Source organism: Halopseudomonas sp. 4NH20-0008 (assembly GCF_057548395.1).
The window spans coordinates 140680-155271 of sequence record NZ_BAAJMD010000008.1; the positions used below are offsets into that span (position 1 = coordinate 140680).

A 14592-nucleotide genomic window follows, 5' to 3' on the forward strand; every position below is an offset into this window, starting at 1 on the left:
AGGAGCTTCCGTGTCCACCAGCGTGCAAATGAGTGGAATTCATCTCGCCTACCCCACTGAATCGGGAACTGTCGAGGTCCTTAACAACGCCTCCCTCAGTGTACCGCCCGGCGAAACACTGGCCATAACCGGCCCCTCCGGCAGCGGCAAAACCCCCCTGCTGTTGCTACTGTCCGGTCTTGAGCGGCCCAACCAGGGCGAGATCCTGATCGGCACCCAGCGCCTTGGCGACATGGATGCCAACGCTCTGGCCGACTGGCGCAGTGCGCACCTGGGTATCGTCTTTCAGTCCTTCCATTTGCTGCCGGGCCTCAGCGCGCTGGGGAATGTCAGCCTACCGCTGGAAATCACCGGACAAATCGACGCCCGAGAACGCGCCAGAGCCATGCTCGATGCGGTAGGGCTGAGTCATCGGCTGCAGCACTACCCCAGCCAACTGTCCGGTGGTGAGCAACAGCGGGTCGCCATCGCCAGAGCACTGGTGCATCGTCCTACGCTGCTGCTGGGCGACGAACCAACCGGCAACCTGGACCCGAAAACCGGCGAAAAGATACTCTCGCTACTGTTCGACCTGCACCGGCAAAGCCAATCCACGCTGATTCTGGTCACCCATGATGAGCGGGTAGCCGAGCGCTGCCAACACCGCGTCAGAATGCAAGGTGGGCACCTGCATGCAATCTGATCTGACACGCAAGGGCCTGTGGATGCTGCGTTTTGCCGTCAGCGACCTGCGCTCGAGGCTTACCGTGCTCAAGGTGTTTCTTGCCTGTCTAATACTCGGCGTCACACTGGTGGCCGCCACCGCCAGCCTGTACAGGGTCGTCGAACAAAGCCTGCTCAGTGATACCCGCGCGCTACTGGGTGGTGATGTTGAACTGGACAGTAACGCACTGCTACCTGATGACGTACTCGCATGGATTGCGAATACCGGCCAGCTATCGCTGGTACGCGAACTCAACACCATGGTCAGTGATGCTGATGGCACGCGTTTCTTCAATGCCGAGATTCTGGTGCCGGATGCCGCTTACCCGCTGTATGGCACATTGCAACTAACGCCCGATCAACCGCTGGCCGCACTGACAGCCAAAGAAGACGGTCTCTGGGGTGCGGTGATTGATCCGCTGCTGGCCGAACGCCTTGATCAGGGTATTGGCGATCAGATCGAGATTGGCGCGGCGACCTTTCGTATCACCGGGCTGATTCAAGCCCAGCCGGACCGTAGCCTGAACGCCAACTGGCGCGGCATGCCGTTGATGATCGCCGAGCAGGCGCTGGAGGCTACTGAACTGATTCGCCCCGGCAGCCGCGTGGACTTTGAATACCGGATACAGACCGACCAGAACCTGAACCTGTGGCTCGACGAATTCGAACAGGCCTTCCCTGATCCACAGTGGGATACCACCACCTTTGCCGAACGCAGCGAACGCCTGGCCGAACGGTTGGACCAGATGGCCACGGCGTTGATTCTGATTGCCTTCACCACCCTCTTTATTGGCGGGCTGGGTGTCGCCAACAGCATTCGCGCCTACCTCGACGAAAAGCTGGGCACTATCGCCACGCTGCAAACCCTGGGCCTGCGGCGCAAGCCACTGGTGAGCATCTATCTGCTGCAAATAGGCATGCTCGGCAGCCTCGCCGGTCTTATCGGTGGCGCCATCGGGTTGGGCATGTCCAGCATCGCCATCGCCTTGTCCGGAGATACCTTTGCCCTATCCAGCACTCAGCAGATGCGCAGCGGCATGGGCGACTGGTTATCCCTTTGGATAATTCCGTTGTTGCTGAGCTGGCTGTTTGCCGTGCTTACGGCCTATGTCTTCGCCCTACCCGCCCTGGCAAAGGCGTTGGCCGCCTCACCTGCCGGATTGTTCAGGGGCCAGGTTCAGGCCGCTCGGCATGAGCCGCGGCGTTGGCGCGTAGCCAGCTACGCTCTGCTGGCAACCTATATCGTCGCCACCCTGGCCTGGCTGCCCTCGCCACACCTTGGCTTGCTGTTTCTTCTAGCCGTGATCGGGCTCTGGGGCCTGCTCGAAGTCCTGATCAAAGGTTTGCAGCGGACCGCCAGGGCGCTGGAAAACAGCGGTTTTGCTGCGCGGCATTTCGCCCGGCGACTGGCTCTGGCGAACCTGCACCGGCCCGACTCACCCTTGCGCGCAACGCTACTGTCGCTGGGTACGGCACTCACTCTGGTCGTGGCCTGCACCCTGTTGGTCAGCACCCTGCTGCGCGCATTGGAATCGACCATCCCGGCGCAAGCCCCGGCGCTGATCCTGTATGACGTATTCCCCGATCAGCTCGATCCACTCCAAACCGGTCTAAAATCACTCGACCCGGACGCCCGTACCGAACTGCTGCCACTGATACGTAGCCGCCTGAGCGCGATCAACAAGCAGCCGATTGCCGATGCGCTCGCTAACGATCCCCAGGCCCGACGCGAAGCCATGGGCGATGAATACAAACTCAGCTACCTGTCAGACAACCCGGAAGATCTTGAGCTGGTTGCCGGTAGCTGGTGGACCGCCCCGGCACCCGCAGGCGCGCCGGTCTTTATGGCCATGGAAGACCGCGAAGCCAATCAGCTCGGTCTGAGCGTTGGCGATCAGGTCGCCTTTCTGGCCCTGGGCCAGACGATCACGGCCGAGATCAGGGCCATCTATCGGCAAAAAGGTCTGCAGACCCGTTTCTGGTTCGAAGGGGTGTTACAGGATGGCGCCCTCGATGACCTGATCAGTCTTTACGTCGGCGTGGTATACCAGAGCGACCCCGCTGCCGAAGCGAGCCAGCAATGGTTGGCGAGCAACCTCCCCAACGTCATCACCCTGCGTACCGCCGACTGGCTTGACATAGCCGGCAGCCTGCTCAACAAAGCCGCCGCCGGACTGGCTGCGGTGGCCCTGGTCAGCCTGGCAGCCAGCCTGCTGGTGTTGTCCAGCGTGGTCAGCGTGAGCCGCAGACGCCAGCTCTATGAGGCCAATCTATTGCATTGCCTTGGCGCACGGCATCACGCCATTCGCCAGGCCATGCTGCTGGAAACCGGCCTGCTGACCCTGCTCTCGACCCTGTTCGCCAGCGCCCTGGGCGCACTCATCGCCCTGCCACTGGCAGCCACTTTACTGAAACTACCCGCAGGCGATCTGTGGTGGCTCGGCGCCTTGGTCGCTGCTGCAGTCAGTACCTTGGCATTGCTGGCTGGGTTGCTGCCCACCTTGCGGGCGCTGAGGTTGAATCCGGCGTTGTTGCTGCGCGAGGCCTGATCAGTCTTCAACGCAACTGTGGTAGCGCTGCACCGCATAATAGTTGCGGTAAGGCCAATCACTGAAGGCGATGCTGCGCCCCGGCCAGGCCAATCGACGCCATGGCCAGTCGATTCGCAACCAATCAATAACCTCATCAGCGAGCCTGCGGCGGACCGCCTCGGGCTCAGTCCCACTGATCCACAGATAAGCCTCGGCATCGTGCTCAGGACTGGCTGTCGGGTACAGGTAGAGGCAGCCCAGACAGCGCTGCCGGTCCTGACTGAGCAGGCTGTAAGCAAAGGATCGGCCGTGTTCAAACTCGCGCGCATGCCAGGCCAGATCAGCGCTGTCTTCAGCCAATGTCAGGCTGGCCGGCGGCCAGCTGTCGTTCAGACCAAACAAACCCTGTAACAATTCACGACTGGCCATCACCGCGGCATAATCCAAGGCGGCCCAATAAGGACTCGCCGGGACCATGATGCAGCCCTCCGTCTGCCAATCGGTAGGGGCCTTGAAGTCACAGGGCAATACAAACCTGAAGTCCGCACCAGCCCGGCCCGGCGGACTCCCTGTGCAATCTGTTTCCGACACTGTTGCTGACCTCACATAGTCGTTTTATCTGCAGACGAGGGCGTTCCCCGAGGGGTGACTGAACGCACTCTTCCCCGTCCATTCTTGCCTTTATATCGCGTTTTCTTCTTGAAAAATGCGCATTTTTGCAGGCAATACCCGGCTATAGCTACTAGCTTGTAATACATAGCCAAGTCGGGCTTCTGCCTAATTTAGCTCGCTGAGACTGGTCAACAACCCAAAAGGTGGCGACATGTTCAAAGCAAACGACGCGCTGAAAGGCGACTTCCTGGCACACCAGGCTGATGATTATCTCGCCACAGTCAGCGCCCATTACGCGGTCGATGAATCAAGCTATGTTGATGAGCTGTTGCAGGTTGTCGAGCAGGAAGATGCCACTGCCGTCAGTCAGGCAGCCCGCCAACTGATCGAGGCGGTGCGCAAGCGTGATAATGCTGTCGACAGCATTGATGCCCTGTTACAGCAGTACAGTCTGGATACCCAGGAAGGCATCATGCTGATGTGTCTGGCTGAAGCCCTGTTGCGCGTACCAGACAGCGAAACCGCAGATGCTCTGATCCGCGACAGGCTGAGTGCCGCACAGTGGGACGAGCACCTGGGCAAAAGCGAGCACACCCTGGTCAATGCGGCTGCCTGGGGTCTGGTGATGACCGGCAAGGTGGTCAGCCTGGACAAGCGCAAGGACGGCACCCCGGGCACTGTCCTCGGGCGGCTGGTCAAGCGCAGTGGCGAACCGGTGATTCGCGCTGCCATGCTGCAGGCGATGAAGATCATGGGCAAGCAGTTCGTGCTTGGGCGCACCATCAAGGAGGCGCTGAAGAACGGTAAAGCCATGCGGGATCTTGGCTACACCTACTCCTTCGACATGCTTGGCGAGGCGGCCTTGACACGGACTGACGCCGCCAAATACCTCAAGGACTACCAGTCGGCGATTGCCGCACTCGCCGCAGACGGCTACAAGGGCAAAGCCCAGAAGCCGACCATTTCAATCAAGCTGTCGGCATTGCACCCGCACTATGAACCGGCCCGCGAGGCCCAGGTGCTCGACGAGCTTGGTGACACTGTGCTGGAACTGGTACGTCAGGCACGCGCTGGCAATGTGGGTATCACCATTGACGCCGAAGAAGCCGATCGCCTGGAGCTGTCGCTCAAACTGTTTGCCCGGGTTTACAGGCATCCGGATACCCAAGGTTGGGGTAATTTCGGTCTGGTGGTGCAGGCTTATTCCAAGCGTGCCCTGCCCGTCCTGTGCTGGCTGACGCTGATGGCCCGTGAGCAGGGTGACCTGATACCGGTGCGCCTGGTCAAGGGTGCCTATTGGGATACCGAAATCAAGCTGTGCCAGCAGGCCGGGCTGGCCGGCTATCCGGTATTCACCCGCAAAGAGGCGACGGATGTGGCCTATCTGGCCTGCGCCCGCTTCCTGTTGTCCGCCCAGTGTGAAGGGCATATTTACCCGCAGTTTGCTACGCACAATGCCCATACCGTGACCTGCATTTTGCGCATGGCAGAACAACGACCCTTTGAGTTCCAGCGTTTGCACGGCATGGGCGACGCCCTCTATGACACCCTGATTGAACAATACGGCTGTACGGTGCGTATCTATGCTCCGGTCGGCGCACACAAGGATCTGCTGCCCTATCTGGTGCGCCGCCTGCTGGAAAATGGCGCCAATTCGTCCTTTGTGCACAAGCTGGTGGACGCCCGCGTGCCGGTCGACTCGCTGATCGAACATCCTGCTACGGCATTGCGTCGCTACAAGGCGCTGGCCAATCCGCAGATTCCCTTGCCGCCAGCGATCTTCGGCCCGGAGCGCCGCAACGCCAAGGGCGTCAATATGAATGTGCTGGACCAGTGGTTGCCCTTGCAGCAGGCAATGGCCGGCTTTATGGGTCAGCGCTGGCAAGGTGCCCCTCTGGTTGATGGTCAGCGGCTCACCGGGGCAGCCCGCCCGGTCTTGTGTCCCTATCAGTTAAGCCATCAGGTGGGTGACGTGGTGTGGGCGACCGCAGAACAGACACAAACGGCGATTGATCACTTGGCAGCCGCGTTCCCCGCCTGGAACGCGACATCAGTCGAGCAGCGGGCAGCCATACTCGAGCGCACGGCTGACCTGCTAGAAGAGAATATGCCCGAACTGATGGCCTTGTGTACCCGTGAGGCGGGCAAGAGCCTGCAGGATGGGATTGATGAAGTGCGTGAGGCGGTGGACTTCTGCCGTTATTACGCCCTGCAGGCACGCCAGCGCTTTGCCCTGATTACGCTGCCGGGTCCAACCGGCGAGCGTAACGAGCTGTATTTGCAAGGGCGCGGAGTATTTGCCTGCATCAGCCCGTGGAACTTTCCGCTGGCTATCTTCCTGGGTCAGGTATCAGCGGCCTTGGTCTGCGGCAATACCGTGGTGGCCAAGCCCGCCGAGCAGACCAGTTTGATTGCTGTGCGCTGCATTGAGTTGATGTGGCAGGCCGGGCTGCCCAACAACGTACTGGCGCTTCTGCCAGGTGATGGTGCCCAGGTTGGCAGCGTGATTACGGCTGATCCGCGGATCACCGGGGTGGCTTTTACCGGCTCGACCCAGACAGCCCACCTGATCAATCGAGCCCTGGCTGCGCGGGAGGCGGCCATTGCGCCCATGGTCGCCGAAACCGGGGGCCAGAACGCCATGCTGGTCGACTCCACTGCCTTGCCGGAGCAGGTCATCAAGGATGTCGTGCACTCCGCCTTTACCAGTGCCGGTCAACGCTGTTCAGCGCTGCGGGTGCTGTTCATTCAAGAGGATATCGCCCCGCGAGTGCTGGATCTGCTCAAGGGGGCGATGGCCGAGCTGCATGTCGGCGACCCAGGCGACCGGGCCACCGATGTTGGCCCGGTGATTGATGCCGAGGCCCGTGAGGGTCTGCTCGAGCACATCGAACAACTCAATCAGCAAGGCCGTCTGATCGCTGAAACAACCTTGCCGAAAGGGCTGGACGGGCATTTTGTCGCCCCGACCGCTTTTCGCCTGGACCGTCTTGGCGAACTGGACCGCGAACATTTCGGCCCCATCCTGCATGTAATTACCTGGCGCCATGACCAGCTGGATCAGGTGATTGCTGACATCAATGCCACCGGCTTCGGTCTGACCCTGGGCATCCATAGCCGTAACGAAGAGACCGCACGCTTTATTGATCAACGTGTGCGCATCGGCAATGTCTACGTCAACCGTAACCAGATCGGCGCCGTGGTCGGGGTCCAGCCCTTTGGTGGCATGGGACTCTCGGGCACCGGCCCGAAAGCCGGTGGACCGCACTATTTGTTGCGCTTTGTGACTGAGCGCACACGCACGATCAACACCACGGCAGTGGGTGGCAATGCCAGCTTGCTGTCGCTGGGTAATGGTGAGCCGTGAAACCCGTCATCTGATGGGTTCTGGGGATACCCCCCAACTGATAAAACGGACAGGGACGGTCCACTGAAAAGCGAGAACAACAATGAATACCGGCATTGTGAGTATCACTTTCCTGGTCTACCTCGGGGTCATGCTGGCCCTGGGGTATGTCGCCTACAAACGCACCACCAACCTGTCAGATTACATTCTCGGCGGACGCTCGCTCGGTCCGGGGACGGCGGCCTTGTCGGCCGGCGCCTCCGATATGAGCGGCTGGCTCCTGCTTGGCTTGCCTGGCTATGCCATGGCCGCCGGCTTCGAAGCCAGCTGGATCGCCATTGGCCTGTTGTTGGGTACCTGGCTGAACTGGCTGATCGTCTCGCGACGCTTGCGGGTGTACTCCCACGCGGTCAACGACTCGCTGACCTTGCCTGCCTATTTCGAGTTTCGCTTTGCTGACAGGACGCGCCTGCTGCGGGTGATTTCGGCGGTCTTCATCCTGCTGTTCTTCCTTTTCTACACCAGTTCCGGCCTGGTTGCGGCGGGCAAGCTGTTCGAATCGACCTTTGGCATCAATTACACCCTTGCCGTGGTCGTTGGTACCTTTGCGATCATTTCTTATACCTTCTTTGGTGGTTTCCTGGCTGTATCCTGGACCGATGTAATTCAAGGCCTGCTGATGGCGGTCGCCTTGGTGATCATTCCGATCACCGCGCTCAACAGCATGGGCGGCTGGGATGAGGCACAGGCCGCCATGGCTGCCAGCAATCCCAATCTGCTCACTTTTTTCACCAATACGGACGGCGAAGCGCTGGGCTTTGTCGCCATTATCTCCTTGCTGGGCTGGGGCCTGGGTTACTTCGGCCAGCCGCATATCCTTGCCCGGTTCAAGGCCATCGAGCATGATTCAGCGATTCCGACTGCACGTCGCATTGCCGTCATCTGGAGTGCCATCTGCCTGTTTGCCGCCTTGATGACCGGCTGGGTGGGTATCGGTTACTTTGGTGAAGCCGGCCTGGGTGACGCAGAAACGGTATTCCTGGCCCTGGTGCAGGCGCTGATGCACCCTCTGGTAGCCGGCATTCTGTTGGCCGCCGTGTTGGCGGCGATCATGTCCACGGCAGATTCTCAGCTGCTGGTTTCCTCGTCCGCCTTGGCTGAAGACTTCTACAAGGCCCTGTTCCGCAAGGATGCCACACAATCCCAGCTGGTTTGGGTAGGGCGTTTTGCGGTCGTCGGCATCGCCTTGCTGGCCCTGCTGTTTGCACTGGATAAAGAAAGCACCGTGCTGGGCCTGGTTTCCTATGCCTGGGCAGGCTTTGGTGCCGCCTTTGGTCCGGCCATTATCCTCTCACTGTTCTGGAAGCGGATGAACCGTCAGGGTGCACTGGCTGGCATCATCGTCGGCGGGGTCACTATCGTGATCTGGGAGCGACTTGGTCTGCTGGGGCTGTATGAAATCATCCCCGGTTTTATCTTCGCTACCATTGCCATCATTGTGGTTTCCCTGCTCACCCCTGAGCCGGAAAAAGCGGTGCAGGACACCTTTGATGAGGTCGCGAATCGCTTCTGAGCAAGCCCTGAAGACAATGCCGCAACACGTTGTTGCGGCATTGTCTTCTGTACCTGTCATTCGGGATGCCTTCTACAGCACCTGTTAGTCCTGATCCAGCACTCTCACCTGACCGATTTATCGGCGTTTTCTGCGCACAATCGCCCACCAGCAAAAAAACCGCTTACACTGCCAGCACCCCTGCAATAACAAAAAGAGCACACCATGAGCCCGACCCTCGCTGACAGTCTTACCCTGCCCTGCGGTGTACAGATCCCCAATCGCTTTGCCAAGGCGGCCATGACTGAAGGTCTGGCGACCGCCGACGGCGTCCCCACCGCCGAGCTGGAACGCCTGTATGGACTGTGGAGCGATGGCGGTGCCGGGCTGCTGCTCTCGGGCAACATCCAGATCGACCGCGATCACCTGGAACGCCCAGGTAACGTGATTATCGACCGTGAACCCGACGCCGCCATGCACGCCGCCCTGAGCCGCTGGGCACAGGCGGCCACGCGCAATGGCAACCAGTTCTGGGCACAGATCAGCCACGCCGGGCGGCAAACCATGAAGATGATCAATCCCCATCCCAAGGCCCCCTCGGCGGTCAAACTGGGCGTACCGGGCGGTCAGTTCGGGCAGCCGGTGGCACTGCAGACAGATGAAATCAGCGAGATTGTCCGGCGCTTTGCGCAATGCGCCGCCGCGGTCAAGGCTGCCGGTTTTACCGGGGTACAGATCCACGCCGCGCACGGCTACCTGCTGTCACAGTTTCTCAGCCCGCGCAGCAACCAGCGCAATGATGAATACGGTGGGGCACTGGAGAATCGTGCACGCCTGCTGATGGACACCGTGGCTGCCGTGCGCACAGCGGTGGGTGCCGGCTTCCCGGTGGCGGTCAAGCTCAACAGCGCCGATTTTCAGAAAGGCGGCTTCGCCTTTGAAGACAGCCTGCAGGTAGTGAGCTGGCTGGAACAGGCTGGCGTCGATCTGATCGAAATATCCGGCGGCACCTACGAGCAACCCAAACTCTTGGGCGTCAGCGGCGTTGAAGCGGAAGAGCCCCAGCACGTGGCCGCATCAACCCAACAGCGCGAAGCCTATTTTGTCGACTTTGCCCTGGCCATGCGTGAACGGGTCAAGGTTCCGCTGATGGTCACCGGCGGCTTCCGCCAGAAAGTCGTAATGCAACAGGCGCTGGACAGTGGCGGCGCCGACCTGATCGGCCTGGGCCGGCCCATGTGCGTCATGACCGACGCACCGACCCAATTGCTGGCCGGCCTCGATGAACTGCCCCGCTATGAAAACCAACTGGCGCTGTTTCCCAGCTGGTTGAGCTTCCTGAGCAAGATCAATACCCTGAAAGCCATGGCCACCTTTGCCGTGCAGTACTGGTACTACGCGCAAATCGATCATATTGGACGCCACGGCAAAGCCGATCCGGCACTGACGGTCTTTCAAGCCACCAAAGAGACCATGGCCTTGCAACGGGTATTGGTCAAAGCCCGGCGTTGATCGGCAGGCCTCCCCCGGCCAAACACCCTCAGTCATCAAAGGAAATCTTATTCATGATCACGTTACACCACCTGAACCAGTCCCGCTCCAAGCGCATCATCTGGATGCTGGAGGAGCTCGGCGTCGAGTATCAGTTGGTCACCTACCAGCGTGACCCCGTCACGCGCCGTGCGCCCGCCGCACTCAAGGCCATCAACCCGCTGGGGCGATCACCGGTGATTGAGGATGACGGCCTGGTGATCTGCGAGTCCGGTGCCATCATCGACTATCTGGTCAGCCGCTACGGCGCCGAAACCTTCGCACCGCCAGCACACACACCCGCGCACGCACGCTATGTGCAATGGCTGCATTTTGCTGAAGGCACCGCCGCCTTCCCGCTGATCGCCCTGTATCTGTTGAGTGCAGACAACAGCCAGAAATGCTTTCTCGGCGGTTTTGCCCGCGAACAGATGAACGATGTACTGACCCTCGCGAACAATGAACTGGCCGACAAGACCTATCTGATGGGTGATCAGTTTACCGGTGCCGATGTGCTCAATGCCTTTGTCTTCGAGAAGATCGGCGAGACCCGTGGACTGAGTGAGTACCCGCATCTTGCGGCCTATATGCAGCGGATTCTGGCAAGACCAGCTGCTCAGAAAGCCGAGGCGCTAGAGCGGGAGCATGATCAGGAGAAAAATTGAGCTGGGCAAAGGACAGCGCAAAACGCCGGGAACCAGGCGCGTAACCAAGAGCTTTACCGCCTGGGCGAGCTCTTGAGTTCCTGTGCAATCATCACAAAGCGGCTGATCAGTGCCGCCTCAGCCCGTTCTTTGAGGCAAATAACATGGGGATGGGTATGCAAATCCAGCCCCATAACCGATAGCGCAACCAGGCGTTTGTCGGGTGTAAAGGCCGTTTGCGCCACGACCCCCAACCCCAGACCTTGGGCAACTGCCTCGCGAACTGCTTCGCGACTACCCATCTCTACCGAAGTACGTACGGAAATACCAGCCGCAGACAGCCCGGACTCAAACACGGTGCGAGTGCGGGAGCCCTCCTCGCGCAGAACAAACTCCTGCCCCTGTAGGTCTTGAAGATCGATAGTCTGCTTACGTGCAAGCGGGTGATTGGTCCCTGCAAAGACGATCAGTCGCTGGCGCCTGAGGGGCAAGCAAAAAACCTTTTCATTATCGACGGTATGCAATACCACACCGACATCGTCTTCTTGTTCCAATATTCGCTCGGTAATGACTTTCGAATCGCCAATGCTCACTGATACCCGTATCTGGGAGTAGCGCGTGCGGAACAGATTAATGATCGGCAGCACATTGTAAGGGCCAACCGCCCCAATCTTGAGATGACCCTGATAATGACAGCGCGCGCTGGCCAGTAAAAACATGGCTTGCTGCTCGGTGCTGTAGAGCCTGCTGGTCGTTTCGTGCAGCAGCTTGCCAAACTCCGTTAACTCCACCCCTCGCCTGCTGCGATGAAAAAGCTCTACCCCATAGCGCGCTTCCAGATGATTCAAGTGCGCAGAAACCGTGGGCTGGCGCACCCCTAAAAGGCGAGCTGCAGCAGAAATGCTGCCACTTCTGGCCGTGGCTTCAAAGGCTCTCAACTCAGCACTGGATGAACTCGACATAACACAGCAGCCTTTAATCCATAGGTTGAGCCTATATCGTAGGCGGGTTTTATGTCGGTTTGATTAATAACCCCGTCACTTGTGCTCGCTAAGCTGGCTCCACATGTTTAAAGGAGGCCAGGTCATGCAACAGGCAATGCAAGCAATCAGCCGCGCGCAACAGACCGACGAGGCGAGCACGAAAAACGCCAGACAGATTCAACTCAAAACGCAACAGGCCAGCGTTACCTATGGCAATGGCCATAAAGCGCTGATGCCAAATTCATTGAATTTTTACCAAGGCGAATTTGTCGTGTTACTCGGCGCATCGGGTGCGGGTAAGTCTACCCTCTTGCGCAGCCTGAACGGTCTGGTCAAGCCCACTGAGGGATCGGTGATCTCAACGACCAATGGCGATATAGGTAAAACGACCAACCTGCGAGACCATCGTCGCCAAACCGGCATGATCTTTCAGCAGCATCACCTGATCGGTCGACTCTCAGTCCTCAACAATGTGTTGCTGGGACGCATTGGCTATCACAGTTGCTGGCGCACGCTCCTGCCCTGGTCAACAGCAGAAAAGCATATGGCATTGGCCGCCCTTGAACGCGTGGGGCTGCTTGACCACGCCCTACAGCGCGCCGACCAGCTCTCCGGCGGACAGCAACAACGCGTGGGCGTCGCGAGGGCGCTCATTCAACAACCCGATATTTTGTTGGCAGATGAACCGGTGGCCAGCCTTGACCCGGCAACGGCCGAGCAACTGCTGACCCTGATTCACTCAATCTGCAAATCAGATGGTTTAACCGCCATCGTCAGCCTTCACCAGGTCGACTTTGCGCGTCATTTTGCTGATCGCATTGTTGGTTTGCGTGCTGGCTCGGTGGTGTTCGATGGCTTGCCTTCAGATTTAACTGACGATGTCGCCAAGGGGCTGTACCAAAAATCCAGCCCTCAAGAAGCACTTGATTCTTTTGCTGTACCTGACGCTTCAGCCGGAGTTTCCCGGGTGTCGCTTTCCTCTATCCCTTCTTAATTGCGCACTGGAGATTTGCTTATGAAACGCACCATTCTAATGATCTTGTTGACGTCATTGTTTACGCTAGTGACAGGCACCGCGATGGCAGAGGCTAACAATCCCGATACTCTTCGCGTGGCCCTGCTACCGGATGAAAACGCATCAACCCTGATTCAGAATGCTCAGCCCCTGAAAGAGTATCTGGAAAAAACACTCAACAAGCGCATTGAGCTGATCGTAACGACCGATTACTCGTCAATGATTGAAGCGATGCGCTTTGGCCGGATTGAGATCGCCTATTTTGGCCCCTTCTCATATGTACTGGCCAAATCCCGTGCTCCGGGCATTGAGGCATTTGCGGTAGGTGTTGAGAATGGCTCGCCCACCTATCACTCGGTGATTATTGCTGGCGTGGATAGCCCGGTAAAAACCCTTGCTGATATTCGCGGAACCGCTTTCGGTTTTGGCGACCAAGCGTCTACTTCAAGTCATTTGGCCCCACGTGCTCACATCCTTGAATCCACAGGCCTTGATGGTGAGACAGATTATCGTCCTGTGCATTTGGGCACACACGATGCTGTCGCCCGCGCCGTGCAAGCCGGACAGGTACCGGCTGGTGCCTTGTCCAAACCAATCTACGATGTGTTGCTTGAGCGCGGCACCATTGACGCCAACAAGGTCGTAGAGCTGGAACTGACCCCGGCCATTCCCAATTACCCGATCGTGATGCAAGGCGACCTGGACCCTGCGCTGAAACAGAGTATCCGCGACGCCTTTTTGAATATGACTGACACAGAGGTGCTGCAGAGCTTTCGCGTTGAAGGTTTTGCCGCTTCGGATGACAGTGCCTATGACATTCTGCGCGATACCGCACGCGTACTGAACATGGATCTTGGGGAAATGTAATGACCCTTCCTGTTGATTCAAGCTATCACCAGATTCTAGCCGAGGCCCGCAAGAATGCGGGCCGTCAGGGCCGCTTGCTGGGCGTTGTGATCATCGTGTGTATTGCAGCCCTGGCCATTACCGGATTCTTTGACCTCAAGCGCTTCATAGAAGGTGGTCCCGCTATCGCGCAGCTGGCTTCAGAGATGGTGCCACCAGACTTTTCGCGCTGGCAGCGCTGGATGCGACCATTGTTGGATACGTTGGCCATGTCGATTGCCGGCACTGTGCTCGCGGTTATGTTTTCCATTCCGCTTGCGCTGTTAGCCGCAGCCAATACCACGCCCAACTCCGTTGTGTATCACATCACGCGCACGCTGCTGGCCGCTCTGCGCTCAGTGCCCGAGATTATTCTGGGTATTTTATTTGTCGCGGCTGTGGGCTTTGGAGCTCTGCCGGGTGTGCTTGCCTTGGCGCTGCATTCGGTCGGCATGGTAGGCAAATTTTATGCAGAGGCCATAGAGCATGTGGACCCTAAGCCCATGGAAGCAGCCAGTGCCGCAGGAGCTGGTAGGCTGCAGATAATTACCCACGCGGTAATGCCCCAGGTCTTACCGCAGATGGCTGACATCACGATTTACCGCTGGGAATACCATTTCCGCGCTTCCGCCGTACTCGGCATAGTGGGTGCGGGCGGCATCGGTTTTGAATTGATGGCCGCGTTACGCATGATCAACTACGACGAAGTATCCGCCATATTACTGGCCATCTTGGCCTGCGTGATTGTGGTTGACGGCATCGGCGCGAAACTTCGGAAAAAATTAAGGTAAA

General features: G+C 58.7%; 11 protein-coding genes. 9 read left to right on the plus strand and 2 right to left on the minus strand.

Annotated elements, in window-relative coordinates; translation table 11 throughout:
• The first annotated feature begins 28 nt into the window (after positions 1-28).
• The gene (locus AC27HQ_RS10090) at positions 29-682 is read left to right on the plus strand and encodes an ABC transporter ATP-binding protein (protein WP_487156066.1); all 654 of its coding nucleotides are present in this window, start codon (positions 29-31) and stop codon (positions 680-682) included.
• A complete protein-coding gene (locus AC27HQ_RS10095) occupies positions 672-3251 on the plus strand; it encodes an ABC transporter permease (protein ID WP_487156023.1) in 2580 nt (859 codons plus the stop codon). The genes AC27HQ_RS10090 and AC27HQ_RS10095 overlap by 11 nt, the downstream gene beginning before the upstream one ends.
• Here the strand turns inward: AC27HQ_RS10095 and AC27HQ_RS10100 are convergent, their stop codons facing one another.
• A complete protein-coding gene (locus AC27HQ_RS10100) occupies positions 3252-3710 on the minus strand; it encodes a hypothetical protein (protein WP_487156024.1) in 459 nt (152 codons plus the stop codon).
• A gap of 346 nt (positions 3711-4056) precedes the next feature.
• On the opposite strand from AC27HQ_RS10100, the gene putA reads away from it, so the two are divergent.
• The 4 genes from putA to AC27HQ_RS10120 all read left to right on the plus strand — a co-directional run bounded on the left by putA (position 4057) and on the right by AC27HQ_RS10120 (position 10938).
• Entirely contained in the window at positions 4057-7212 is a 3156-nt protein-coding gene (gene putA, locus AC27HQ_RS10105; RefSeq protein ID WP_487156025.1) for a bifunctional proline dehydrogenase/L-glutamate gamma-semialdehyde dehydrogenase PutA, read from the plus strand.
• Positions 7213-7294: 82 nt separating this feature from the next.
• Positions 7295-8764, plus strand: a complete 1470-nt coding sequence (gene putP, locus AC27HQ_RS10110; RefSeq protein ID WP_487156026.1) for a sodium/proline symporter PutP — start codon at positions 7295-7297, stop codon at positions 8762-8764.
• A 204-nt stretch (positions 8765-8968) separates the two neighbouring features.
• Entirely contained in the window at positions 8969-10255 is a 1287-nt protein-coding gene (locus AC27HQ_RS10115) for an NADH:flavin oxidoreductase/NADH oxidase family protein (protein WP_487156027.1), read from the plus strand.
• 53 nt (positions 10256-10308) lie between these two features.
• Entirely contained in the window at positions 10309-10938 is a 630-nt protein-coding gene (locus AC27HQ_RS10120; RefSeq protein ID WP_487156028.1) for a glutathione S-transferase family protein, read from the plus strand.
• A gap of 53 nt (positions 10939-10991) precedes the next feature.
• Here the strand turns inward: AC27HQ_RS10120 and AC27HQ_RS10125 are convergent, their stop codons facing one another.
• Entirely contained in the window at positions 10992-11879 is an 888-nt protein-coding gene (locus AC27HQ_RS10125; RefSeq protein WP_487156029.1) for a LysR substrate-binding domain-containing protein, read from the minus strand.
• A 124-nt stretch (positions 11880-12003) separates the two neighbouring features.
• Between AC27HQ_RS10125 and phnC the strand changes: the two genes are divergently transcribed.
• The 3 genes from phnC to phnE are packed head-to-tail and all read left to right on the plus strand — an operon-like array spanning position 12004 to position 14591.
• Positions 12004-12894, plus strand: a complete 891-nt coding sequence (phnC, locus tag AC27HQ_RS10130; protein ID WP_487156030.1) for a phosphonate ABC transporter ATP-binding protein — start codon at positions 12004-12006, stop codon at positions 12892-12894.
• 21 nt (positions 12895-12915) lie between these two features.
• Entirely contained in the window at positions 12916-13782 is an 867-nt protein-coding gene (gene phnD / locus AC27HQ_RS10135) for a phosphate/phosphite/phosphonate ABC transporter substrate-binding protein (protein WP_487156031.1), read from the plus strand.
• On the plus strand, positions 13782-14591 hold the full coding sequence (phnE, locus tag AC27HQ_RS10140; protein WP_487156032.1) for a phosphonate ABC transporter, permease protein PhnE: 810 nt from the start codon (positions 13782-13784) through the stop codon (positions 14589-14591). The genes phnD and phnE overlap by 1 nt, the downstream gene beginning before the upstream one ends.
• The last annotated feature ends 1 nt before the right edge of the window (position 14592 follow it).